Origin of the sequence: Pseudomonas sp. PI1 (genome assembly GCF_000812405.1) — a bacterium.
Classification (GTDB): Bacteria; Pseudomonadota; Gammaproteobacteria; order Pseudomonadales; family Pseudomonadaceae; genus Pseudomonas; species Pseudomonas citronellolis.
This window is the reverse complement of record NZ_JWMC01000074.1, coordinates 87,853-111,127: the sequence shown is the minus strand read 5'-3', so window position 1 is coordinate 111,127 and position 23,275 is coordinate 87,853. Positions and strand designations below refer to the sequence as shown.

Here is a 23,275-nt window from a genome sequence, read left to right as displayed (position 1 = left end):
CACGACCTCGACCGGCGGGACGCCGAACCGGACAAGGTCTCGGCCGGCAGCCTGCCCTGGCACGCTGGCCAGTCACAGGAGCTCCTCCCATGAGCAACGGCATCAGCCCCCTGGCCGGACAGCCGGCCCCCGCCGCGTCGCTGGTCGACGTCGCCGCCCTGCTCGCCGCCTACGCCGACCTGCGCCCCGACCCGGCGGAACCGGCGCAGCGGGTCGCCTTCGGCACCTCCGGGCACCGCGGCATCCCGTTCGAGCGCAGCTTCAACGAGTGGCACGTGCTGGCGATCAGCCAGGCCATCTGCGACTACCGCAGGCTGCAGGGTATCGACGGCCCGCTGTACCTCGGCGCGGACACCCACGCGCTCTCGCAGCCGGCATTCGAGAGCGCGCTGGAAGTGCTCGCTGCCAATGGCGTGGAAAGCATGATCGCCAAGGGCGGCGAGTTCACCCCGACGCCCGCCGTGTCCCATGCCATCCTGGCCTACAACCGCGGGCGCGGCGGCGCTCTGGCCGACGGCATCCTCATCACTCCGTCGCACAACCCGCCGGACAATGGCGGCTTCAAGTACAACCCGCCCGACGGCGGCCCGGCCGCCGGCGAGGTCACCGGCTGGATCGAGGCCCGCGCCAACGCCCTGCTCGCCGGTGGCCTGCAGGGCGTGCGGCGGATGCCCTTCGGCAGCGCCCGCCTCGCCGCCAACACCCATGGCCACGACTTCCTTCACGCCTACGTCAACGATCTGGCCCAGGTCATCGACTTCGCCGCGATCCGCGCCGCCGGCCCGCACCTGGGCGTGGACCCGCTCGGCGGCGCCGGCGTGCATTACTGGCGGGCCATCGCCGAGCGCTACCGCCTGGACCTCGACGTGGTCAGCGAAACCGTCGACCCGACCTTCGGCTTCATGCCGCTTGACTGGGACGGCAGGATCCGCATGGACCCCTCCTCGCCCTACGCCATGCAGCGCCTGCTGGCCCTCAAGGACCGCTACGACCTGGCCTTCGCCTGCGACACCGACCACGACCGCCACGGCATCGTCACCCGCGGCAGCGGGTTGCTGCCGGCGAACCATTACCTGGTGGTGATGATCGACTACCTGTTCCGCCACCGCCCGCAGTGGGGCCCCGCGGCGGCCGTCGGCAAGACACTGGTCAGCAGCGCGCTGATCGACCGTCTGGCGGCCCACCTCGGGCGGCGCCTGTACGAGGTGCCGGTGGGCTTCAAATGGTTCGTCGACGGCCTGCTCGACGGCGCCCTCGGCTTCGCCGGCGAGGAAAGCGCAGGGGCCTCCTTCCTGCGCCAGGATGGCAGGGTCTGGACCACCGACAAGGACGGTATGATCGCGGCCCTGCTGGCTGCGGAACTCACCGCGTGCAGCGGCCGCGACCCCGGCCAGCGCTACCGCGAGATCGCCGACGCGCTGGGCGCCCCCCTGGCCGACCGTGTCGAGGCGCCGGCCAGCGCCGAGCAGAAGGCACGGCTGGCGAAGCTCTCGGCGGCCCGGCTGAACGCCGGCGAACTGGCCGGCGAGAAGATCACCCAGGTGCTCGACCGCGCGCCGGGCAACCAGGCGCCGATCGGCGGCATCAAGGTCTGCGCCGCCAGCGGCTGGTTCGCCGCGCGGCCATCCGGCACCGAAGCGATCTACAAGATCTACGCCGAGAGCTTCAAGGATCCTGCTCACCTGCAGGCCATCCTGCAACAGGCGCAGGCCATGGTCGACAACGCGCTCACGAGCCCTTGAACCCCGGCTGCGGAGGCCATCATGTCCAGCGTCCTCGATCGGCAATGCATCGATACCCTGCGTTTCCTCGCGGTGGACATGGTGCAACGGGCCAACAGCGGCCATCCCGGCCTCCCCCTGGGCGCCGCTCCCATGGCCTACGTGCTGTGGACCCGCTGGCTGAAAACCAACCCAAGCAACCCTAACTGGCCCGACCGCGACCGTTTCGTCCTCTCCGCCGGGCACGGCTCGGCGCTGCTCTACGCCTTGCTGCACCTTAGCGGCTATGACCTGCCTCTGGAGCAGTTGCAGCGCTTCCGCCAATGGCGCAGCCAGACCCCTGGCCACCCCGAGCGCGGGCATACCGCCGGCGTCGAAATCAGCACCGGGCCTCTCGGCCAGGGCTTGGCCAACGCGGTGGGCATGGCCGTGGCCGAGGAGCAACTAGCCACGAGCTATAACCGCCCCGGGCACAGCGTGATCGACCATCGCACCTTCGCCCTGGTCAGCGACGGCGACCTGATGGAGGGCGTGGCCAGCGAAGCCGCTTCTCTGGCCGGTCATCTCGCCCTGGGTAAGCTCACCTGCCTCTACGACGACAACAGCGTGACTCTGTCCGCCGGCACCGCCATCGCCTTCAGCGAGGATCGCGCGCAGCGTTTCGCCGCATACGGCTGGCACACCCAGGCGGTCGAGGACGGCAACGACCTCGACGAGCTAGAGGCGGCCCTGCGCGCCGCCCAGGCGCAGGATTCCCGCCCCTCGCTGATCCTGGTGCGCACGCACATCGGCTATGGCTCGCCCGAGCAGGACAGTTTCAAGGCCCACGGCACACCGCTGGGCGTCGAGGGTGTGCGCCTGACCAAAGCCAGGCTGGGCTGGCCTGCACAACCGGCGTTTCTCATACCGGACACGGTCCTCGCGCACTTCCACCAGGCCCTGCAACGCGGTGCCGGCGACGAGGCGGTCTGGCACCAACGCATGGCAGCCTACGCGCAGGCGTTTCCGGTGCTGGCCAAGGAGCTGGCGCAACGCCTCGATGCGCAACTGCCGGCCGACTGGGACGCCGACATCCCGGTGTTTCCCGCCGATGCCAGGGGCTTGCCCAGCCGCGATGCCTCCGGCCAGGTCATGAACGCCATCGCTGCGCGGCTACCGGCACTGGTCGGCGGTTCCGCCGACCTCGATCCCTCGACCCGGACCGCCCTCAAGGGGCTGGGCGACTTCAACACGGCACCGGCGGCGGGTGAAGACCTGCAGGGCTCCGATAGCGCCGGCTGGAGCCGCACAGGGCGCAACCTGCACTTTGGCGTGCGCGAACATGCCATGGGCGCCATGCTCAACGGCCTGGCTGCCCACGGCGGCTTCATCGCCTACGGGGCCACCTTCCTGGTGTTCTCCGACTACCTGCGTCCGGCGCTGCGTCTGGCGGCACTGATGGGCCTTCACCTGGTCCACGTGTTCAGCCACGACAGCCTGGCCCTTGGCGAGGACGGCCCGACCCACCAACCGGTGGAGCACTTGGCCAGCCTGCGGGCGATCCCCGGCCTGCTGCTGATCCGCCCCGCCGACGCCAACGAAACCGCGGTGGCCTGGCGGGTCGCCGTGGAGACCCGCGACCGCCCGGTGCTGCTGGTGCTCAGCAGGCAGGCGCTGCCGACCCTCGACCGCATGCGCTACGCCGCCGCCGAGGGGCTGCGGCGAGGCGCCTACGTGCTCAGCGATCCGGTGGCCGCCCCGCCCGAGCTGATCCTCCTGGCCAGTGGCTCGGAGGTAACGCTGATCCTCGCCGCCGCCGGGCGCCTGGAGGGCAAAGGCATCGCCGTGCGCTGCGTGTCGATGCCCTGCTGGGAACTGTTTGAAGCGCTATCGCAGGCCGAACGCGAGGCTGTGCTGCCGCCTCAGGTAACGGCACGGCTGGCAGTCGAGTTGGGCGTGCGCCAGGGCTGGGAGCGATACATCGGCGCCTACGGCGAGATGCTCAGCGTCGAGCGTTTCGGTGCCTCGGCACCGGCCAGGGTGTTGCTACGCGAATACGGCTTCAGCGTGGACAACGTCTGCGCTCGCGCCGAGGCCGTGCTCACCCGCTGCCGGGCAGGATCTACTCCTTTCTGACCTCGTGGCCGCCGAACTGGTTGCGCAGCGCCGCCAGCAGGCGGTCGGCGAAGGACTCGGCATCGCGCGAACGCAGGCGGGCGATCAAAGCCTGGGTGATGACCGGCGCAGGCACGCCCAGGGCGATGGCCTCGTCCACCGTCCAGCGGCCCTCGCCGGAGTCGGCGACGTAGGGCGTGATGTCGTGCAGGCTCGGGTGTTCTGCCAGGGCCTTTGCGGTCAGCTCCAGCAGCCAGGAACGCACCACGCTGCCATGGCTCCAGATGTCCGCCAGTTGCTGCAGGTCGAGGTCGAAATCGTGCTTTTGGCGCAGGATCGAAAAGCCTTCGGCGTAGGCCTGCATCAAGCCGTATTCGATGCCGTTGTGCACCATCTTGGCGAAGTGCCCTGCCCCAGCAGGGCCAACGCGTCCCCAGCCGCGACCGGGCGCCGGCGCCAGGCATTCGAACAGCGGGGACAGGCGCTCCACCACCGCCTCGTCGCCGCCGATCATCAGGCTGTAGCCCTCGGCCAGGCCCCAGACGCCGCCGCTGGTGCCGCAATCCACGTAACCGATACCCTGCCCGGCGAAGCTCGCGGCCCGACGCTGGCTGTCCTGGTAGCGGGAGTTGCCGCCGTCGACCAGGGTATCGCCGGCCTGCAGCAGTGGCCGCAGGCCATCCAGGATGGCGTCGGTGACCTCGCCAGCGGGGACCATCAGCCAGAGCGCCCGCGGCGGCGGCAGCTTCGCCACCAGAGCGACCAGGGAGTCCACGGTTTCCGCGCCCTGCCCCTGGAGGGCCACGCGGGCCTCGATCCTGGGGTCGAAGCCGACCACCGGGTGGCCGCCGTGCAGCAGACGCTGGGCCATGTTGGCGCCCATGCGCCCCAGTCCGATCATGCCGAGTTTCATGGGAAGTCCTCCTTGAGGGCCGTGGGTAACCGTTCAACGCTCCAGCCAGCGCGTCAGGCGCGCCCTGATCCGGGCCGGCAAGCGAGTCCGAGTGTAGGCGTCGGCCGCCATGCGGATCGCCTCGGCCTGGGTCGGGTAAGCATGCATCACCCTGGACAGGCTGCGCAGGCCGATGCCCGCAACCATGGCCAGGGTGACCTCGTTGATCATGTCGCCGGCATGCCGGGCGACTATGGTCGCTCCGAGAATCCGGTCGCTGCCTTCGCCGACGTGGATTTTCACGAAACCGTCGGTTTCGCCGTCGGTCACCGCACGGTCGACCTCGTGCATCGGGATGGTGAAGGTCTTCACGGGGATGCCCCGCTCGTTGGCCTCGCGCACGTAGAGCCCGACATGGGCGATCTCCGGGTCGGTGAAGGTGCACCAGGGCACGACCAGCGCGCTCATCCGCCGACGGCCGCGGAACAGCGCATTGTGCACGGCGATGTGCGCCGAGGCCGCCGCCGTATGGGTGTACTTGTGTTCCAGGCAGACATCGCCGGCGGCGTAGACATTCGGGTTGCTGGTGCAAAGGAAATCGTCAACGCGGATGCCATCGACGGCGCCGTGGTCGATGCCGGCGACTTCCAGACCCAGCCCCTGCACGTTCGGCGAGTGGCCGATTCCGGTGAGGATGGTGTCGACGGCAAGCGTGTGCCGGTAATCGTCGCTGAGCAACTCGACGCGCTTTTCTCCGGCCACCGAGCACACGCCCAGCACCCGGGTGTTCAGGCGTACCTCGATGCCGTCACGGGCGAAGGCGTCGGACAACAACTGCGCGGCGTCACGCTCCTCGTTGCCGAGGAACAGCGGCAGATCCTGCACTATGCTGGTCCGCGCGCCGAGGCGGCAGAATGCCTGGGCCAGTTCGCAACCCAGTGGTCCACCGCCGATCACCAGCAGCCGCCGTGGCAGGTCGAGGAGGTCGAAGACGTTCTCGTTGGTCAGGTAGCCGGCCTCTGCCAGACCGGGAATCAGTGGCACGCTCGGCCGGGCACCAGTGGCGACCAGGGCCTTGCGGAAGCGCAGCAGTTGCCCGTCGACCGCCAGGGTGTCGGGGCCGACGAAACACGCCTCGCCGAAAAACAGTTCGACGCCCAGCGCACGCAAGCGCAGCGCCGACTCCGCCACGCTCAGGTGGCTGCGGATATGCCGCACGCGTGCCATCGCCGCGGCGAAATCGACCTGGATATCTCCTGGCACCCGCGCGCCACAGCGCTGTGCATCGCGCATCTCGGCGTACAGACGGGCAGTACGGATCAAGGTCTTCGAGGGCACGCAGCCATCGTTCAGGCAATCGCCGCCGATCAGCCGGCGCTCCACCAGGGCCACCCGAGCCCCCAGCGCCAGCGCGGTTTTCGCCGCGGCCAGGCCGGCCGGGCCGGCACCCACGATCACCAAGTGGTAGCGCCCGCTGGCACGGGGGTTGCGCCACTGCGGCGGGGGTACGTTGGCCACCAGGCCCGCCTCGGCGGTAGCTTGCGCAGGCCGGTCATCGTCAGCCATCAGCTCGCTCCCCGTGCATCCAGCCAGCCACCCTGGAACCCGGCGCGGCGCAGGCCGGTGCGCAGGTAGGGCGAGCGCCGCATCAGTTGCCAGAGCCCCTGGTTGCAGTGGTTCTCGATCATCAGCAGGACGATGCCCTGGTCCAGCCCAAAGTGCCCGGCAGACACCCAGGCGCGCCCGTCGGCGCCGGCCAGACCCGGGTTAAAGCTACTGGCCAGGCGCCCTTCGCGGCACATTTCTGGGTAGTACGCGAGCATGTGCCGCAGCGCTGGCAGGACGATTTCCGCGGCGAAGGGCAACGACGCCAGCAGTGCCGGTGCCGACAGTGAACCGTCATCGGGGCCGTAGGGTACGCCGCGGGCGGCATAGCCGAACAGCCGGCGGCGTTCGTTGGTCAGGTCGGGCCGTTCGTCGCTCGGCCCGTCGCAAGCCGACAGGCCCCAGCAGTTTTCCGAGTAGCCGGCGAACCCATGTGGGTTGCGCCGTGCGTATTCGCGCTGGATGTAGGCGGCACGCCGGCTGTTCTCGAAGTAATCCGAGCGCTTCTCGCCCATGAACGGGTCGCGAATGCCGCGGAAATCGATCCAAGCATGGGAGAACTGGTGGATGAACAGCGGCCCGGCATACAGGTAGTCGTGGTCGTAGAGGTTCTCCCACTGGTAGGTGGCGGTCCAGGCGCGGTAGCCGTCGGCAGCTATCGGCTGGCTGGGCGAGCCAAGAGCCAGCGCATACAGGAGGATGGCCTCGCTGTAGCCCTCCCAGCCGTAGTGCAGGAAGCCACACTCGGGCTTCCAGCCCTGGCGGATGGTCGCTTCGCCGCCCTGCGCCCAGCACCAGTCGACACGCCGGTAGAGCCGCTCGACCAGGCCTCGCAGTTCGCGTTCTGCAGCGTCGGCACCGCTAAAGAATTCGCCGGCGGCGAGCATCCCGGCGATCAGCAGCGCGCTGTCGATCATCGACAGCTCCGAACGCCAGGCCCGCGTGCCGCTATGGAAATCCAGGAAGTGGTAGTAGAAGCCCTTGTAGCCGCTGGCCATGGGTTTGTCGCTCTGCTCACTGGTGGCGAAGAATCGCAACGCCGCAAGACTGGAGCGCAGCGCTTGGGCACGCGTCAACCAGCCGTGCCGCACCGCCAGCGGGTAGGTGCTCAGGGCGAAACCGACCACCGCGATGCTGACCGGAGAACCGGGGCGCGAAGTGTCAGCCAGCAGCCCGTTGCGCGGGTTCAGGTTTTCCCGGAAATAGGTGAAGGCCGCGCACTGCAACCGCTCCAGCAGCCTCCCGGCGGGTAGCGTGGAAAGTTGTGTCGGCGAATACGGGATGCACAGGTCCATTTCGCCGGCTACGACCGGGGTGCCCGCTCGATCAGCAGCACCAGGGCAAGCAGCGCCAGGGCCAGCAGGAGGTGGATAAAGCCGCCCAGCGTGTGCGAGGTCATCATCCCCAGCGACCACAGGGCGGCCAGGACGACCACTATGCCTTCGAGCATGCCGGTTCTCCCCCTGCCATCGGCAGGAATTGCATGACACCCCAGCGTGGGCGCCTGCAACCGTGCCGGTCTGTGCGCCAGCGTACCCAGGGCGGCTGGCCAACGGCAGAGCCAGGTGTATGCTAAAGAGCGGAGGAAAGGCTTTCTCCCTGAAGAAGGATGCTGTTATGCAAGAGACCCCCTCCCCCCTGCAGAACCATTTGCTGGCCGCATTGCCGGGCACCGTGCAGGAGCGCCTGTTCCCCCACCTGGAACTGCAGCACCTGCCCCTCGGCAAGGTTCTCTACGAATCCGGGGACGCCATGCGCCACGTGTTCTTCCCCACCGACGCCATCATCTCGCTGCTGTACGTGATGGAGAACGGCGCCTCGGCGGAAATCTCGGTGGTCGGCAACGAGGGCCTGATCGGCGTCGCGGTGTTCATGGGCGGCGAAAGCACCCCGAGCAGGGCCATCGTGCAGAGCGCCGGCAGCGTCTACCGGCTGTCCGGGCGACGCATCAAGGACGAGTTCAACCGCCACGGCGAGATGCTCCAGCTGATGCTCCGCTACACCCAGGCGCTGATCACCCAGATGGCCCAGACCGCGGTGTGCAACCGCCACCACTCCATCGACCAGCAGCTCTGCCGCTGGCTGCTGCTGTCCCTCGACCGCCTGCCGAGCAACCAACTGACCATGACCCAGGAGCTGATCGCCAACATGCTCGGCGTACGCCGCGAAGGCGTCACCGAGGCCGCCGGCAAGCTGCAGAAGCAAGGGGTGATCGAGTACAGCCGGGGGCGCATCACCGTGCTCGACCGGGCCAGGCTGGAGGAGTTGAGCTGCGAGTGCTACGCGGTGGTGAAAAAGGAAACCGACCGCCTGCTGCCCTATGTCCCCACCCGGCCAGCCGCCCCTTCCGGGGGGCAACGACATAAGGAGTAGGTCCGCAACAACCCGGCAAACTCGTGCAACGCCTGTAACTGGCTGGCTTCCGCCTCGCTCACCCACTGCACGATGGCCTCGCCCAGCCCCGGCCCGGCGGCCCTGGCCCAGATCCGCTGCAGGGCCATGCGTCGTTCGTAGGCGAGGCCCAGTACCTGGCTCACCTGCAGCGTAGCGTTGACGAGCGCCTGCTGGCGTTCGTCCAGCAAGCTCGGCTCGCGCCCCAGTAGTCGCCGGGCGCGCCGGATCAAGCGACGCAGCGAGGCGTCGGCATTGGCCAGCTCCTGCGCCGCCAGCGGCGCCATGACCCGCTTGCGGTACTGCGCCATGACCTGGAAGCGATCGTTGAAGATGGCCATGGCGGTGTCCGCATCCAGGCTGCGCTTGCCCTGCAGCCGGTAGGCGACAGGCGCCACCCTGACCGCCCGGGCCAGTCCCAGGCCGCTGAACAGTCGGATCCACGCCCAGCCCAGGTCGAACTCCCAGGGCTTCACCGACAGCTTGGCCGAGTTGGGGTAGGTGTGATGGTTGTTGTGCAGCTCCTCGCCGGCCACCACCAGGCCCCAGGGCACCAGGTTGGTGGCGGCGCCGCGGCATTCGAAGTTGCGGTAGCCGACGGCATGGCCGAGGCCATTGACCACGCCGGCGGCCCAGAAGGCGATCCACATCATCTGTACGGCCCATACGGTCAGCCCGGCTACACCGAACAGGGCCAGGTCGAGCAGCGCCATCAGCGTCACCCCGCCGTTGGGGAAGCGGGTATACAGGTGCCGCTCCAGCCAGTCATCCGGGCAGTTCTTGCCGTACAGGCGCAGCGTCTCCGGGTTCCTTGCCTCTTCGCGATACAGCTCCGCGCCTTGCCAGAGAACCCGGTACAGCCCCTTGTAGCGTGGGCTATGCGGGTCGTCGGCGGTTTCGCAGCGGGCGTGGTGCTTGCGGTGGATGGCGGTCCACTCGCGGGTGATCATCCCGGTGCTCAACCATAGCCAGAAACGGAACACATGCTTCAGCGCGGCATGCAATTCCAGCGAACGGTGCGCCGAGTACCGATGCAGATAGAGGGTGACGCTGAGCGTGGTGAAGTGGGTGAGCAGCAGCGTGACGGCAATCAGTTGCCACACCGACAGATCGAGAAGGCCGGAATACCACATGGCGGCGTTGCCTCATGGTGAGTGCGGGCGGCCCCTTCATGGAGCCACCCGCAGGGCACTGGGCTCGGCTCCCGGGATCAGAGCCGCCGGCCCTGTAGCACCCGGAATACCACGGCCATGAGTGCCAGGATCAGCAGGATGTGAATGAAACCACCCAGGGTGTACGACGTGACCAACCCGAGCACCCACAGGACGATCAATAGAACTGCAATGGTTTCGAGCATTTTGGCACCTCCGCTATCGACAGCCTCAGTCTGGGCAGCCTTGGCCTGCGCGTCTGTTCGTCAACGCACGCAGAAAAAGCGTCGAGGCCGGAGTCATTCATCAGGGGGCGGCGCGCGCTCTTCCTGCAGGAGCGGCGCCGGGTCGGCGTCGTGGTCCTGCGCAGACGCTGGTGGCGCCGGCCGCCTGGCGCGATCGCGGAAGGAGTAGCGCTCAGCGGGCGAGCCGTACTCCCCGCCGGGCATCTGCTCGCCGCCTTCGTTGGGTGTCGGCGTCGATTTGCCAGTCGTTTCGATGGTCTTTTTCATGGGAGCCTCGGGAAAATGGAATCTGGCCAGCGCCGCAGGGGCGCGGCTCCGGCCCGAGGTTAGCGGGTCAGTACCGCAGTCCCTTCGCCTGCACCTCCCTGACGCCCCGCACGTTCGACGCCAGCTCGATGGCCAGGCTCCGTTCCGCTCGGCTGCCCAGCCCACCGCTGAGGGTGACAATGCCGTTGTGGGTGCTCACGGTGATATCCGAACTGCTGACGTTGCGCGAGTACAGCAGGGTCGATTTCACCTTGGTGGTGATCCAGCTGTCGGAGATGCCCTGCCCGGCGGCATTCGCCGTGCTCTTGCCAGTGGCCAGCGCGGTGTTCGGCTGTTCGGCCCTGACCTGGATGCCGTTGTCCACCGCAACGACGCCCTGGGTGGTCGAAGCCAGGCGGCCGGCCGCGGTACGTGCAGCGGAACTCGTGGCGGTGCCACGCAAGGTCACCTTGCCGGCGGTGGTTTCGACGTTGGTCGACAGGCCATCGGTGTATTTGCTCCACAGCAGCTTCGACTTGACCGCGGTGGTAATGCTCGCATCGTCGATCGTCTGGCCGAAACCACGGACGCCATCCTGCTTCGGCGGCAGGTAGTCGGGCTTGACCAGTATCTGGTTGTCCACCGACTTGATCCCCTTCACCCCCATGGCGATCTGCGTCGCCAGGTCCTTGCTGGTGCTTTCCTCCACGGTGCCGCGCACGGTGGCCTTGCCGTCGAGCACCGAGACCTCGAGGCCGTTGTCACGCAGGTACGGGCTCAGGGAGTAAGTCGTGGCGATCTGCGATTCCTGCCGCGCGTCCATGACCTCCTGCGAGGTCGGGCTTGCGGCGAAGGCCGGGCCGCCCGCCGCCAGCGCCATGGCGATGCAGGACGCCAACCGCAGTTTGCGGAAATAACTGTGCATGCTGTTTCTCCACCAGGGATAGCGTTGCGTCCGCCCCTGGGCGGCCCATCCCTGGGACCTGCAGCCCACTGCTGCCTGCATGGCAGCAGCAGGGCGGCAGGTTCGCACCTAGGGTCGGCGCAAGGTGCCGTTCCGGGGACACGCCACAATGGCGCGTCGGAGAGGGCTGTGGCCGTCAGGCTTCCTTGGGCTCGGCCTTTTTCATGCCGGGCCTGGTTTCCTGCGTGCGTTCCGTGCGGGTATCGGTCGGTGATTGCGGACGAGCTTTTTCAGCGGCCTTGGGAGAACCGCTACCGGGATTGTGCTTGTTCGTTCTGTTCATGCTGACCTCTGTGTGCCGGGATTCGCGAAACTGCGAGGAGACCGGGAGTGAGACAGTGACAGGCATGCCCCCTAGGCGTCGGTGCGCCGACGCACTTATCCGTAGCAAAAGACCGCAATAGCGCTCAGCGCCCCGCCCTGCGTGCGCTAGCAGACAGACCACCGATGCCGCCATTACGGATGCTGGAAGCTCAGTCCGAAGGCCCATTCCCGAGCCTTCGCCCTCACCGATCGGGGACCAGCATGAAGCTGCTCAAGTTGGAGCACAGCCCGGCGGCCTACCTCGCCGACTTCATTCTCTATGGCCTGGCCAGCCTGGCCCTCGCGGGCCTGCTCGCAGCTTTCTGCCCACCCGTGCTGCGTCTGCAGAGCCTGCTCCTCGCGCTGCTCGGCCTGTTCGGCTGGACGCTGCTCGAATACCTGCTGCACCGCTTCGTGCTGCATGGCCTGCAGCCATTTCGCGACTGGCACCTGCAGCATCACCGACGCCCCACCGCGCTGATCGGCATACCCGTGCTGCTCAGCGCCCCGCTGATGGCGCTGCTGGTGTTCCTGCCGGCCCTGCTGCTACTCGATGTCTGGCGCGCCGGGGCGCTCACCCTCGGCGTGCTCGTCGGCTACCTGCTCTACTCGATCACCCATCACGCCCTGCACCACTGGCACGGCATGGACAATCGCTGGCTGTCAGGGCGCCGGCGCTACCACGCCCGGCACCATGGCACGCTGGCGCAGCCTGGCCACTACGGGGTGACCAGCGGCTTTTGGGACCGCCTGCTGGGCAGCGACCGCCAGGCGCTGGTGCGCGGCCGCCCCACACCGGGCACAGCGAAGGCGGCCGGATTGGCGCCACCACGCTCGCCGGCCGCCGAAGCCGCGGGCCGGTTGTTGCAACGCCTGCTGCGCGGTACCGACGCGGACTTCACCATCCGCCTGTGGGACGGCGGCGAGCTGCATTTCGGCAACGCCGGGGCACCGCGCTTCACCCTGGTCTGCCGTACTCCCGCGGCGGTCCAGGCGCTGGTGCTGGGGCACGACCCACTGCGCCTGGTCGAGTCCTACTTGCGCGACGACATCGACGTCGAAGGCGACCTGTTCGCCGCCATCGGCATGAAGGACCTGCTGCAGGACAACCCGCTGCCCTGGCACCAGCGCCTGCGCATCGGCCTGGAGGCCTTGCTGCTGCCTTGTGCCGGCAGCGGCGAAACCCTCCCCGGAGGCTACCGGCGCCCGGTGAGAAGCCATACGAAACAGGAGAACCGCGACGCCATCGCCTTTCACTACGACGTCTCCAATGCCTTCTACGGCCTCTGGCTGGACGCCGGCATGGTCTATTCCTGTGCCTACTTCGAACAACCCGGCGACAACCTGGAGCAGGCCCAGCACGCCAAGCTCGAACACATCTGCCGCAAGCTGCTGTTGCAACCCAGCGAACAACTGCTGGACATCGGCTGCGGCTGGGGTGCGCTGATCATCCATGCCGCCCGCTATCACGGCGTGCGCGCCCATGGCATCACGCTCAGCCGCAAACAGCTGGAGCTGGCCCGCGAACGCATCGCCCGGGCCGGCCTGGAAGACCGGGTGACGGTGGAGCTGTGCGACTACCGCGACCTCGAAGGCGCCGCCCGCTACGACAAGATCGCCAGCGTCGGCATGTTCGAGCACGTCGGGCTGGCCAACCTGCCGCTGTACTTCGCCACCGTGCAGCGCCTGCTCAAGCCCGGCGGGCTGTTCCTCAACCACGGGATCACCAACACCCGCGAGGGCTGGAAAACCACCACCGGCACCCGCTTCATCAACCGCTACATCTTCCCCGACGGGCAACTGGACAGCGTCGGCAACATCCAACGCGCCATGGAGCGCGCGGACTTCGAGATCACCGACGTCGAGGCCCTGCGCCGTCATTACGCGCTGACACTCAGGCACTGGGTCGCGCGCCTGGAACAGCAGCACGCGGAGGCCTTGCAGCACGTCACCGAGCCGATCTACCGCACCTGGCGCCTGTACATGGCGGCCAGCGCGCTGGAATTCGAAGCCGGCGGCCTCAGCGTCTACCAGATTCTCGCCAACCGCCGCGCCGACGGCGCCACCAGCCCGCTGCCGCTGACCCGGCGGCACCTGTACCGCGCCGCGACAACGCCAAGGGTGTCATAGCGCACAGACGAGCGAACGCCCCACGCGCAGCGTCAAGGGAGAACCCATCATCGCACCACCGGAGGTCCCACCATGAACCCCATCACCCTGTTCATCGTCACCGTGCTCACGGCCATCGGCGCCGTGCTCTTCTACAGCGACCACCTGGCGGCCGGCATCGCCCTGCTGGCCTGCGCCCTGGTGGTCGCACAGGCACTGAAGATGGCCAACACCTGGCAGAAATTCGTGGTGCTGCGCGCCGGCAGGCTGCAGGGTGTCCACGGCCCGGGCCTGTTCGCCATCGTCCCGGTGCTGGACAGCGTGGTCGCGGTGATCGACGAACGCATCCAGACCACCGCCTTCAACGCCGAACAGGCGCTGACCCGCGACACCGTGCCGGTGAACGTCGACGCCATCATCTTCTGGCACGTGCATGACGCCCGCAAAGCCGCGCTGGCGATCACCGACTACCGCCAGGCCATCGACCGCGTGGCGCAGACCTCGCTGCGCGAGATGATCGGCTCGTCGATGCTCGCCGCGCTGCTCTCCGACCGCCGCAGCTCCGACCGGCAGCTGTGCCGCGAGATCGGCGAAAAGACACTGGAATGGGGCGTAACCGTCACCTCCGTGGAAATCCGTGACGTGGCCATCCCGGAAGCCTTGCAGGACGCCATGTCGCGCCAGGCCCAGGCCGAACGCGAGAAGCAGGCGCGGATCATCCTCGGCTCGGCCGAGGCGGAAATCGCCGGGCGCTTCGTCGAGGCCGCCAAGGTCTACGCCAGCCAGCCCTCGGCCCTGCAGTTACGGGCGATGAACATCATCTACGAGACCACCAAGGAACGCGGCACGACCATCCTGATTCCCAGCGCGATGGTCGACAGCATGAACCCGGCCGCCGTCGCCGCGTCCCTGGCGGCACAGCCCGGCGTGGTATACGCCGGTACGGCGCACGAGCGGCCCCACGGCAATGGCCAGGTGCTCGAGGAAAGACGCCAGGCAGCCCGCCTCGACGAGGCGCTGTCAAAGGAACAGCTGTAGACGGTGCTCGCCCGCCTGCAGTCGGACGCGTATCGCGCCCTCATCGCAAGACAACGGCCTGTCGTCGAGCAGCGCCCGCTGTATGCCGCGGCAGCGCAGCCCGGCGGACACCAGGCTGATCCCGTAGCGGCAGCCTTCCAGCGAGACACTGGCTTCGAAGCCCGGCCAATCCCTCGGGATGCACGGGTCCACGACCAGGTTCGCGCCCTCCCGGCGCAAACCGAGAATGCCCTCCACGCCGGCCCGGTACATCCAGGCGGCGGAGCCGGTGTACCAGCTCCAGCCACCCCGGCCAACGTGCGGGGCGACCGAATAGACATCGGCGGCGACCACATAGGGTTCGACCTTGTAGCGCTGCACCGCATCCGGCGTAAGCGCATGGTTGATGGGGTTTAGCAGCGCGAACAGCCCGGCGGCCTTGTCGCCCTCCCCCAGGCGCGCCAGCGCGAGGATGTTCCACATCGCCGCGTGGGTGTATTGCCCGCCGTTCTCGCGCATGCCCGGTGGATAGCCCTTGATGTAGCCGGGGTCGCGCTGCGTGTGGTCGAAGGGCGGAGTGAACAGCAGGGCCAGGCCGTCTTCCTGGCGGATCAGCCAGCGCTCCAGGGCGTCCATGGCAATGGCCGCGCGCACCGGGTCGGCGCCGCCGGAGACCACCGCCCAGGACTGGGCGATGGCGTCGATCCGGCATTCTTCGCCGGCCGCCGAACCCAGCCAGGTGCCGTCGTCGAAGGTCGCCCGGCGATACCACTGGCCATCCCAGGCGTCGCGCTCCAGGGCATGCTGCAGCAGCCCCGCATGTTCGCGCCAGTGCGCGGCACGTTCGTCGTCACGGCCATCGGCCAGGGCGGCGAAGCGCCCCAGGGTATGCAGAAGCAGCCAGCCCAGCCAGACGCTTTCACCCTGGCCAGCGGCACCGACACGGTTCATGCCGTCGTTCCAGTCGCCGCCGCCGATCAGCGGCAGGCCGTGGGCGCCGGTCAGTTCCAGGCACTGGTCGAGGGCGCGGGCGCAGTGCTCGAACAGCGAGGCGCTCTCCTCCGCCGGCAGCGGCTGGAAGAACGCATCGCTCTCGCCGGGGCGCAGTTGCGGCCCTTCGAGGAAGGCCACCGACTCATCCAGCACAGCGCCGTCGCCCGAGGCCTCGATGTAGCTGGCGCAGGCATAGGCCAGCCAGACCCGGTCGTCGGAGATCCGCGTACGCACGCCCTGCCCCGTCTGCGGCAGCCACCAGTGCTGCACGTCGCCCTCGACGAATTGCCGGCCGGCGACGCGCAGCAGGTGGCGGCGGGTTTCCGCCGGGCAGGCGAACGACAGCGCCAGGCAGTCCTGCAACTGGTCGCGGAAGCCATAGGCGCCGCTGGCCTGGTAGAACGCCGAGCGCGCATGGATGCGGCAGGCCAGGGTCTGGTACAGCAGCCAGCCATTGAGCATGAGGTCCATGGCGCGATCCGGCGTACGCACCCGGACCGCGCCGAGCAGCCCTTCCCAGTGCGCGGTCACCGACGCGAGCAGCGCATCCAGGTCGGCCGCGCGGTAACGCTGGAGCAGCTCGCGCGCCTCGCCGGCCGAACCGGCCTGGCCGAGCAGGCCCAGCACCTCGACAGACTCGCCGGCGGCCAGCTCGACCACGCACTGCAGGACCGCGCAGGGATCGAGCCCGGCGCCGCAGGCCCCGGACAATGGCGCAGTGCCCAGCAGCGCCTGTGGCGCCGCCAGGCTGCCGGTATAGCCGATGAACTCGCTGCGGTCGGCGCTCCAGGCGCTCTGCCGGCCGCCGAGGTCGGCGAAGGCCAGCGGGTCGGCAAAGGCGATGCTCCAGGGGTTGCGCGCCAGCAGCGCGCCGCTGGCGGCATCCACCTCGGTCTGGATGAACGGCGCCGACGCCCCGCGCGCGGTCCCCAGCACCCACTCCACGTAGGCCGTGACCGAGAGCCGGCGCGTGCGTCCGGAGGTGTTGCGCAGGGTCAGCCGGGAGATTTTCAGCGGATCGTCCAGCGGCACGTACTGCAGCAGTTCCGCCTCGATGCCGTGGGCGCAATGGCTGAAGCGGCTGTAACCGAAGCCGTGCACGCAATGGTAGGCCCCGCCGTCGCGGATCGGCTGCGCGGTGACGCTCCACAGCGCCCGGCTCTCCTCGTCACGGATGTAGAAGGCCTCGCCCGGCGGATCGACGACCGGGTCGTTGGACCAGGGGCTGAGCTGGTTGTCCCGGCTGTTGCCGGCCCAGGTGTAACCGCTGCCCTCGGCCGAGACCTGGAAGCCGAAAGCCGGGTTGGCGATCACGTTGATCCACGGCACCGGGGTGGTGCGCTCGCCGTCCAGATCGATGCGGTACTCCCGGCCATCGCGGTCGAAACCACCCAGGCCGTTGAAGAACTCCGGCCGCTCGCCGTTTTCGCCGGCGGCCGCCGGCAAGACCGGGGCGGCTGCCTGGGCGTGCCGGGTCGGTGGCACGCGCAGCTCGGCCGGCGGCAGGTGGCTGAGCTGCGCCGCGATCAAGCCGCGGCGGGCCGGCAGGCTGACCCGCGCCACCGATTGCAGTAGCTCCCGAGCCTCCAGCGTCATCAGGTCGGCACGCAGGGTATACACGCCGCCGCGCAGGGCCTGGCCGTCGGCACGCGGGCGCGACGGGCTGCTGCGCACGGCGGTCTCGATGGCCACCTGCAGGTCCTGCACATAGGACGAGGCGCGTTCGTTGACGATCGCCAGGTCGATGTCCAGGCCCTTCATACGCCAGTATTCGCGGGCGCGCAGCAATTGCCGCACCAGTGCCAGGTCTTCGATCTCGTCGATGCGCAACAGGACGATCGGCAGGTCGCCGGAAATCGCCAGCGGCCACAGCCCCGACTGGCGCCCGGCGCCGCGCCGGAGCGCCTCGGGCGGCGCGCGGAAACGCCGGTCGGCGTACAGGATAGGCGCGGCCAGGCGCTGGAAGTCCGCGGCCTCCTCGACGTCGATGCCCAGGTCGCGCAGCTCCACCTGGGCCTGGGTCCAGGCCAGGGTCTTGGCGCGCTCGAAGGCGCTGCGCTCGTGGTGCTTGTCGATCAGGTCCAGCAGCGCCTCGCGGGAGCTCGCCACCAGGGTCCAGAACGCCACCCGCGCGACCTTGCCGGGTGCCACCTGCAAGCGCTGGCGCAGCGAGAAGATCGGGTCGAGGACACTGCCCTGACTGTTCGACAGCGGCCGGTGCGCGTGGATCGCCTGCGCCTCGCGCAGGCTGCGGCCCCTGCCGAGGAAGCGGGCGCGGTCGGATTCGTACTGCGGCTCGGCGCTCAGCTCGCCCTCAACCACGGTGAAATGCGCCGCCCACACTGGCGTATCACCGGGCGAGCGCGGGCGACGGGTGGCCACCAGCGCGCCGAACTCGGCGAGGTACTCGGTCTGCACGAACATCCGCGAGAACACCGGGTGGGCGGCATCGGCGGCCGGGGGCGCGAGCACCACCTCGGCATAGGAAGTCAGCTCGATTTCCCGCGGGCGGCGACCGTGGTTGGTCAGCGAAACCCGTCGCACCTCGCCGTCGTCCTCGCCGGACACCAGCACGTCGAGGGTGGTCACCAGCGAGGCGTCGCGCTGGATGAACTCGGCGTGGTCCTCGTCGAACAGCACCTCGCCGTTCTCCACCGCCTGCCCGCTGGGCTGCACGGTCGGCGACCACAGCGCCCCGCTCTGCGTGTCGCGCAGGAAGATGAAGCTGCCCCAGTCGTCGCGGGTGGCATCCTCGCGCCAGCGGGTCACGGCGATATCACCCCAACGGCTGTAGCCGCCGCCGGTGGCGGTGAGCATCAGCGCGTAGCGGCCGTTGGAGAGCAGATGGGTGATGGGCGGTCCGCCGAGCGCGGCCTCGACGCGGCGCAGCGTCGACGCCTCGCCACGGCCCTCGCTGGCCGACACCGTGACCTCCTCGGCGCGCGGATGGGCCAGCGCCACGTCGCGCGGCACGCGCTCCTGCAGCAGCAGCTCGCTGGCCTGGATCATCGGCTCGCGGTGCAGGCGGCTGCGCATGCACCCGTCCTGCAGGGTATTGGCGATGGCGACGATGCTCATGCCCTGGTGGTGGGCCATGAAGCTGCGCACGATCGCCACGTTTTCCTCGTCCTGCAGCCGCGAACGGGTGAAATCCAGCGCCTCGTAGTAGCCGTAGCGGCCGAGCGCGCCTATGTCCGCCAGGCGTTCGAAATTGCGCTGTGCCGCCTGCGGGTCGACCATCGCCGCCAGCGCGGTGGCATAGGGCGCGACCACCACGTTCTCGGCCAACCCACGCTTGAGGCCGAGCCCCGGCACGCCGAAATTCGAATACTGGTAGGTGAATTCCAGGTCGCGGGCGTTGTAGGCCGACTCCGAAATGCCCCAGGGGATGCCCAGGGCGGCGCCGTAGGCCTGCTGCTGCGCCACCACCCGGCCATTGCTCCGCTCCAGCAGGCTGCCGGCCGGTGCGCGCATGACCAGCGACGGCATCAGGTACTCAAACATCGAGCCGGACCAGGAGATCAACGCCGAACCGCCGACCACCGGCGTCGCGGTACGGCCCAGGCGGAACCAGTGGCGGGTCGGCAGGTCGCCCTTGGCGATGGCGAACAGGCTGGCAAGGCGCGCCTCGGAGGCCAGCAGGTCGTAGCAGCTCGGGTCGAGGCGGTTGTCGTCCACGGAATAGCCGATCGACAGCAGCTTGCGTTCCGGGTTGAGCAGGAAGCCGAAGTCCATCTCCAGCGCCAGCCGCCGGGCAGTGTCGGCCGCGGCCTGCAGGCGCCCGGCCAACCCGTCCCGATAGACCGGCAGACGGTCGCGGCTGTGCTCGGCCAGGGCCTTGCGCAGGGCCTGGATCCAGTACAGCAGGTCGCCCACGGCGCCATCCTCGCCGGCCGGCACCAGGCAGCCGGCCGCCTTGGCGGCCTTCTCGGCCAGGCGCCCGAGGCTCGGCAGCAGCGCATCCAGCGCCTGCGGGCCGCTCAGGGCGACGTGGATCTCTTCCAGTTCGGCCTGCAATTGCCGCAACGGCTCGCCACCGGCCAGCGACGGCCCGGCGATGCCATCGGTGACCTGCAGCGCCAGTTGCAGGTCATCCAGCAGGCCCTGGCGCGCCTGGGCCACCGTCGGCTGGTCGCACCATTGCTCGCAGGCGTTGGTGAGCACGATCAGGTGCCCGGCGAGGTTGCCGCTGTCCACCGAGGACAGGTACATCGGGTCGAGGATACGCAGGTCGCGGGTGCCGTACCAGTTGAAGAAATGGCCGTGGCTGCGCGGCAGTTTCTCCAGCACCGCCAGGGTACCTTCCAGGCGCGCCAGCGTCTCGTGGGCGCCGGCCCAGCCGAAATCGCGCGCGGCCACCGTCGAGAGCAGGTAGAGGCCGATGTTGGTCGGCGAGGTGCGGTGCGCCAGCACCGGCTTGGGCTGCTCCTGGAAATTGTCCGGCGGCAGCAGGTTGTCCGCCGGGGTGACGAAGGTCTCGAAGAAACGCCAGGTACGCCGGGCGGTCAGGCGCAGGGCCTCGGCGTCCTCCAGCGACAGGCTCAGCCGCCGGGCCACGCGGGTTGGCCGGCTGCTGTGCCAGGCGAGAACCGGTGCGCCCAGCCAGAGCAGCGTCAGCGGTAGAACCAGCGGCCAGTTCGCCGGCGCCAGGGCCAGCCCGGCGAGCCCGGCCAGCAATGCCAGCGTGGTCCCCGCCGCCATCTGCCGGTAGCTGCCGGGCCAGCCGGGCAGTGGCCGGCTCGACGACTGCGCGGCCGTGGTCCACTCCAGCAGGTGCCGTTGGCTGACATACGTCCGCCACAGGGTACGGACAATGGCATCGCCCATGCTCCATGCCTGGCTGGGCAGGAAGGCCAGCGACAGAAGCATCTGCAGCGCGGTACGCCGCAGGTCGGCTCCGAGCATGGCGAAGTGAGTGCGCAGGCGGATGCCCCTGCGCGCCGGCAGCAGTGCGCAGGCGATCGGTAGCAAAGCTGGGATCGCCTGGATAACCAGCACCAGCAGCGTGGCGAGCAGCGCCAGGGGCAGCGGCAGCGGCAGCCACCAGCAAAGCAGCAGGCCGGCCAGGGCGAAGGGGGCGACCAGCGAGCGGCGCAGGTTGTCGAGCATCTTGCAGCGGCCGATCAGCGGGACCGCATGCGGTCCCGTCCAGTGCCCGAGCATCCATGGCAGCAGTTGCCAGTCGCCGCGGGTCCAGCGGTGCATGCGCTTGCTGGCCACGTCGAAGCGCGACGGCGACTCCTCGACCACCTCGACGTCCGAGGCCAGCCCCGCGCGGGCGAAGATGCCCTCGAACAGATCGTGGCTGAGCAGGCGGTTATCCCCTACCCGGCCGGCCAGCGAGGCCTCGAAGGCATCCACGTCGTAGATACCCTTGCCGGTATAGGAACCCTCGCCGAACAGGTCCTGGTAGACGTCCGATACGGCCGCCGCGTAAGGGTCCATGCCGGCGGGGCCGGAGAACACCCGCTGGTACAGCGAGCCCTCGCCGCCCATCGGCAGCGATGGCGTCACCCGCGGCTGGAGCACCGCATGACCGTTGACCACGCGTTGCAACGCCGCGTCGAAGCGCGGCTGGTTCAGCGGGTGGGCCATCTTGCCGATCAGGCGCAGCGCCGCTTCCCGTGGCAGGCGGGTATCGGCATCGAGGGTGATGACCAGTTGCACTTCGGCCGGGCCCCGTGGCGGCTCCCCGGCGAGCGGCAGGAAGCTGGTGTCGGTTGCGCCACGCAGCAGGCGGTTCAGCTCGTGCAGCTTGCCGCGCTTGCGCTCCCAGCCCATCCAGCAGCCCTCGGCGGCATTGAAGCGCCGGCGCCGGTAGAGCAGGAAGAAGCGCTGGCCGCCGGGGCCGGGGCCATAACGCTGGTTCAGGCGCCCGATCGCCTCGGCCGCCACCGCGAGCAAAGGCCCATCGCTGTCCAGCACCTCCTCTTGCGCATCGACCCCGTCCAGCAGCAGGACGAACGCCAGGTCTCCGCCGATGCCTGCCAGATGGTGCACCTCCAGGCGCTCGATCTGCTCCAGCAGGTCGGCCTCGCTGGTCAGCAGCGTCGGTACGGCGACCAGCGTGCGCAGGGCCTGCGGTACGCCGTCCAGCAGCTCCAGCGCCGGCAGGGTGATGGCGCCGAAGCTCCAGGTGACCAGGCGGTTGACCAGGGCGGTTGCCGCCTCGGTCACCGGCACGCACAGGCACAGCAGGAACGCCAGCATCCAGCCCCAGGGCAGTGCCGGGCGGTGCAGGAGCTGCGCCGCCAGCACCAGCAACAGGGCGCTGAGCAGCAGGATGGCGCCGATGTAGCCACCTATGCCCAGGCGTACGTTGAAGCGGCTCAGGCACAGGCGCAACGGCGCGCGGAACGCGATGGCGCGCTCCAGCGCCGGACGTCCTTCGGCGATCAGGTGGAAGCCCGGATCGGCCGCGCGGCAGGCCTCGACACCCGCCAGACCGTCACGGGCGGTCTGGCGGGTGGCCGCCAGTACCTGGTCGACCACTTGCAGTTCGCTGAGCCTGGAGCCGCGCGCCAATTGCTCGATGGCGTTGCGATAGAGGTTGCGGGTTGGGAAATCCATGGCGGCGAAGGCGCTGCCGGCACGCAGATGCGCGTCCACCAGGCTGACGCTCTCGAACAGTCGGGCCCAGTCGGTGTCGGAAATCAGCCGCATGCTGGTGATCACGTTGCGTACCGTGACGTTCGAGGCGCCCTGGCGTTGCTGCGCGTGTTGCACCACCTCCTCGACCGTGGTGCCCTGCTCGCGCAGGCGCTCCTCCAGCCAGCCGAGCGTGGGGGTTGTACGCGGGTCCTGGTCGCGCAGGCGCTTGGCCAGTTGCGCGGCGAACAGCTCGGACAGCGGTCCCCGCGGGCGCTGGGCGATGTCAGCATCCAGCGCCGAACGGGCGCACCCGGCCACCAGCAGGCGGTCGGCCAGCGCATCGGCGTCGGCCCGGGCCGCCCGGCCGCTGCCGATCTGTTCGGCGAGCCGGCGCAGGTTCTCGATCAGCACGATGCGCAAGGTGATCGCCACCGCCCACAGCTCGCCGATGGTCAGCGGCTGGATGTGCTGGTAGGCGCTGATGAAGCGCCGCAGCAGGTCCACGTCCAGGTGGCTGTCGGTATGTGCGACGAAGGCCCACGCCAGCCCGAAGACTCTCGGGTAACCGGCGAACGGCCCCTCGGCGAGCTTGGGGAGCTGCCGATAGTAGCCCGGCGGCAGGTCATCGCGGATCTCGCGGATCTGCTCTTCGACGATGTGGTAATTGTCCAGCAGCCATTCGGCGGCGGGTACCACCGCATGGCCGCCCTCCAGCTCGGCGGCACTGGCCCGGTAGGCCGTCAGCAGGGCAGCTGCGTTATCGTTCATGCGAACATGCAGGGGCAACACCGACGGCGGACGCTCCGTCACCTGCTGGGCAAGGGCCAGGCTTTGTGCATGCTGTTCGAGCCGCTCGACGCCGAACAGCTCTTCGCGTACAGGGGTCAGGCTGTCCCAGGGAGGGAATGAACGGCTGCGGGCAAAGGCCCGGCGGAAAAACGATTTCATAGGCA

15 protein-coding genes are annotated in these 23,275 nt (G+C 69.0%); 5 read left to right on the top strand and 10 right to left on the bottom strand.

Features of this window, described 5'->3' with window-relative positions; translation table 11 throughout:
• The first annotated feature begins 89 nt into the window (after positions 1 to 89).
• Together pgm and tkt are read left to right on the top strand one after the other, a co-directional pair.
• Positions 90 to 1,742 carry a phosphoglucomutase (alpha-D-glucose-1,6-bisphosphate-dependent) gene (pgm, locus tag RN02_RS23620; protein WP_043317280.1) on the top strand — a complete coding sequence of 551 codons (1,653 nt, stop codon included), beginning with the start codon at positions 90 to 92 and terminating at the stop codon, positions 1,740 to 1,742.
• Between the two features lie 21 nt (positions 1,743 to 1,763).
• Positions 1,764 to 3,836 (top strand): transketolase, encoded by a 2,073-nt coding sequence (gene tkt / locus RN02_RS23615; RefSeq protein WP_043317278.1) that lies wholly within the window; start codon positions 1,764 to 1,766, stop codon positions 3,834 to 3,836.
• Here tkt and gnd read toward each other — a convergent pair.
• From gnd to RN02_RS33450, 4 genes are read right to left on the bottom strand one after another with little or no spacing between them, the layout of a single operon-like run.
• Positions 3,823 to 4,728 (bottom strand): phosphogluconate dehydrogenase (NAD(+)-dependent, decarboxylating), encoded by a 906-nt coding sequence (gene gnd / locus RN02_RS23610; RefSeq protein ID WP_043317276.1) that lies wholly within the window; start codon positions 4,726 to 4,728, stop codon positions 3,823 to 3,825. The genes tkt and gnd overlap by 14 nt on opposite strands.
• A 33-nt stretch (positions 4,729 to 4,761) precedes the next feature.
• A complete protein-coding gene (locus RN02_RS23605) occupies positions 4,762 to 6,273 on the bottom strand; it encodes a mercuric reductase (protein WP_043317274.1) in 1,512 nt (503 codons plus the stop codon).
• Positions 6,273 to 7,607 carry a glucoamylase family protein gene (locus RN02_RS23600; protein ID WP_052267814.1) on the bottom strand — a complete coding sequence of 445 codons (1,335 nt, stop codon included), beginning with the start codon at positions 7,605 to 7,607 and terminating at the stop codon, positions 6,273 to 6,275. Before RN02_RS23600 ends, RN02_RS23605 begins: the two co-directional genes overlap by 1 nt.
• An 8-nt stretch (positions 7,608 to 7,615) precedes the next feature.
• Positions 7,616 to 7,762: a lmo0937 family membrane protein gene (locus tag RN02_RS33450; RefSeq protein WP_135499833.1), complete on the bottom strand. Its 147-nt coding sequence runs from the start codon at positions 7,760 to 7,762 to the stop codon at positions 7,616 to 7,618.
• A 167-nt stretch (positions 7,763 to 7,929) separates the two neighbouring features.
• Here RN02_RS33450 and RN02_RS23595 point away from each other — a divergent pair, with 167 nt between their 5' ends.
• A complete protein-coding gene (locus tag RN02_RS23595; protein ID WP_043317272.1) occupies positions 7,930 to 8,685 on the top strand; it encodes a Crp/Fnr family transcriptional regulator in 756 nt (251 codons plus the stop codon).
• On the opposite strand, the gene RN02_RS23590 is transcribed toward RN02_RS23595, so the two are convergent.
• The 5 genes from RN02_RS23590 to RN02_RS33770 all read right to left on the bottom strand — a co-directional run bounded on the left by RN02_RS23590 (position 8,631) and on the right by RN02_RS33770 (position 11,592).
• Positions 8,631 to 9,836 carry a DesA family fatty acid desaturase gene (locus RN02_RS23590; protein WP_052267813.1) on the bottom strand — a complete coding sequence of 402 codons (1,206 nt, stop codon included), beginning with the start codon at positions 9,834 to 9,836 and terminating at the stop codon, positions 8,631 to 8,633. The two genes, RN02_RS23595 and RN02_RS23590, sit on opposite strands and share 55 nt — an antisense overlap.
• A gap of 77 nt (positions 9,837 to 9,913) precedes the next feature.
• A complete protein-coding gene (locus RN02_RS33445; RefSeq protein ID WP_135499832.1) occupies positions 9,914 to 10,060 on the bottom strand; it encodes a lmo0937 family membrane protein in 147 nt (48 codons plus the stop codon).
• Positions 10,061 to 10,153: 93 nt separating this feature from the next.
• On the bottom strand, positions 10,154 to 10,366 hold the full coding sequence (locus RN02_RS23585; protein WP_043317270.1) for a hypothetical protein: 213 nt from the start codon (positions 10,364 to 10,366) through the stop codon (positions 10,154 to 10,156).
• Between the two features lie 67 nt (positions 10,367 to 10,433).
• The gene (locus tag RN02_RS23580; RefSeq protein WP_043317268.1) at positions 10,434 to 11,270 is read right to left on the bottom strand and encodes a BON domain-containing protein; all 837 of its coding nucleotides are present in this window, start codon (positions 11,268 to 11,270) and stop codon (positions 10,434 to 10,436) included.
• Positions 11,271 to 11,445: 175 nt separating this feature from the next.
• Positions 11,446 to 11,592, bottom strand: coding sequence for a hypothetical protein (locus tag RN02_RS33770; RefSeq protein WP_159458830.1), 147 nt, complete (start codon positions 11,590 to 11,592; stop codon positions 11,446 to 11,448).
• A 242-nt stretch (positions 11,593 to 11,834) separates the two neighbouring features.
• On the opposite strand from RN02_RS33770, the gene RN02_RS23575 reads away from it, so the two are divergent.
• Together RN02_RS23575 and RN02_RS23570 are read left to right on the top strand one after the other, a co-directional pair.
• The gene (locus RN02_RS23575) at positions 11,835 to 13,742 is read left to right on the top strand and encodes a class I SAM-dependent methyltransferase (RefSeq protein WP_236695220.1); all 1,908 of its coding nucleotides are present in this window, start codon (positions 11,835 to 11,837) and stop codon (positions 13,740 to 13,742) included.
• A gap of 72 nt (positions 13,743 to 13,814) precedes the next feature.
• Positions 13,815 to 14,759: a slipin family protein gene (locus RN02_RS23570; RefSeq protein ID WP_082033872.1), complete on the top strand. Its 945-nt coding sequence runs from the start codon at positions 13,815 to 13,817 to the stop codon at positions 14,757 to 14,759.
• On the opposite strand, the gene RN02_RS23565 is transcribed toward RN02_RS23570, so the two are convergent.
• Entirely contained in the window at positions 14,742 to 23,090 is an 8,349-nt protein-coding gene (locus tag RN02_RS23565; protein ID WP_236695219.1) for a GH36-type glycosyl hydrolase domain-containing protein, read from the bottom strand. The genes RN02_RS23570 and RN02_RS23565 overlap by 18 nt on opposite strands.
• Between the last annotated feature and the right edge of the window lie 185 nt (positions 23,091 to 23,275).

What these genes read in the sequence shown, in the direction of transcription:
- gnd (WP_043317276.1), bottom strand. Translation starts at nt 4,728, where the DNA reads ATGAAACTCGGCATGATCGGACTGGGGCGCATGGGCGCCAACATGGCC.
- pgm (WP_043317280.1), top strand. Translation starts at nt 90, where the DNA reads ATGAGCAACGGCATCAGCCCCCTGGCCGGACAGCCGGCCCCCGCCGCG.
- RN02_RS23590 (WP_052267813.1), bottom strand. Translation starts at nt 9,836, where the DNA reads ATGTGGTATTCCGGCCTTCTCGATCTGTCGGTGTGGCAACTGATTGCC.
- RN02_RS33445 (WP_135499832.1), bottom strand. Translation starts at nt 10,060, where the DNA reads ATGCTCGAAACCATTGCAGTTCTATTGATCGTCCTGTGGGTGCTCGGG.
- RN02_RS33450 (WP_135499833.1), bottom strand. Translation starts at nt 7,762, where the DNA reads ATGCTCGAAGGCATAGTGGTCGTCCTGGCCGCCCTGTGGTCGCTGGGG.
- RN02_RS23580 (WP_043317268.1), bottom strand. Translation starts at nt 11,270, where the DNA reads ATGCACAGTTATTTCCGCAAACTGCGGTTGGCGTCCTGCATCGCCATG.
- RN02_RS23565 (WP_236695219.1), bottom strand. Translation starts at nt 23,090, where the DNA reads ATGAACGATAACGCAGCTGCCCTGCTGACGGCCTACCGGGCCAGTGCC.
- RN02_RS33770 (WP_159458830.1), bottom strand. Translation starts at nt 11,592, where the DNA reads ATGAACAGAACGAACAAGCACAATCCCGGTAGCGGTTCTCCCAAGGCC.
- RN02_RS23600 (WP_052267814.1), bottom strand. Translation starts at nt 7,607, where the DNA reads ATGGACCTGTGCATCCCGTATTCGCCGACACAACTTTCCACGCTACCC.
- RN02_RS23605 (WP_043317274.1), bottom strand. Translation starts at nt 6,273, where the DNA reads ATGGCTGACGATGACCGGCCTGCGCAAGCTACCGCCGAGGCGGGCCTG.
- RN02_RS23575 (WP_236695220.1), top strand. Translation starts at nt 11,835, where the DNA reads ATGAAGCTGCTCAAGTTGGAGCACAGCCCGGCGGCCTACCTCGCCGAC.
- tkt (WP_043317278.1), top strand. Translation starts at nt 1,764, where the DNA reads ATGTCCAGCGTCCTCGATCGGCAATGCATCGATACCCTGCGTTTCCTC.
- RN02_RS23570 (WP_082033872.1), top strand. Translation starts at nt 13,815, where the DNA reads ATGAACCCCATCACCCTGTTCATCGTCACCGTGCTCACGGCCATCGGC.
- RN02_RS23585 (WP_043317270.1), bottom strand. Translation starts at nt 10,366, where the DNA reads ATGAAAAAGACCATCGAAACGACTGGCAAATCGACGCCGACACCCAAC.
- RN02_RS23595 (WP_043317272.1), top strand. Translation starts at nt 7,930, where the DNA reads ATGCAAGAGACCCCCTCCCCCCTGCAGAACCATTTGCTGGCCGCATTG.